Raw genomic sequence first — 507 nt, forward strand, 5'->3', positions numbered from 1 at the left:
AAACCTGCGGCCTCGTCGAGTTCGGCAAATGGGATGTCATCCTGTCGCGATAGACCATCCGCGCCGGTTTCCGATAAACTCGCAATCGATCAAGCCGGATTTTCCGGCTTCTTTCGTGCGCGCTCGCGGCAAGGGCGGCGAGCCGGATCATTCGGCGTGGGGGTAAGGGGTCGTGTGTGGGAGGGGGCGGAATCCTACGCTAAGGCTTTGGCCAACGATATTCTCCGGTGAGATTGATGTGCTCCCATCCCAGCGGCGAGACATGGGCCAGCAGATTTTCGGGAAGATCGACACGTTGCAGGTATTCCAACTGGTCGAGCAGACGGTTGGCCGCCGAAGAGTTCGAGCCAGGCTCGAACTGACGCAGCCACACGAAGCGGGTCACCCGATCGTCAGCCGTTTCTTCGCGCAATGCCAGTAACTGTTCCCGGATCGGTATGAGCAAGCGACGCGGCATCCATGTTCCTTTTTCAAAATCAGACGATGTTCAAGACGCTTTGTTTATGA

Annotated in this window: 1 pseudogene; it reads right to left on the minus strand. The window is 57.4% G+C overall.

The window, feature by feature from the left end:
* Nucleotides 1–199: 199 nt before the first annotated feature.
* Nucleotides 200–448, minus strand: a pseudogene (locus tag RCF13_RS19305) (Tn3 family transposase); the annotation flags it as partial.
* Between the last annotated feature and the right edge of the window lie 59 nt (nt 449–507).

It is taken from the genome of Stenotrophomonas maltophilia group sp. RNC7 (assembly GCF_030910085.1).
Classification (GTDB): Bacteria; Pseudomonadota; Gammaproteobacteria; order Xanthomonadales; family Xanthomonadaceae; genus Stenotrophomonas; species Stenotrophomonas sepilia.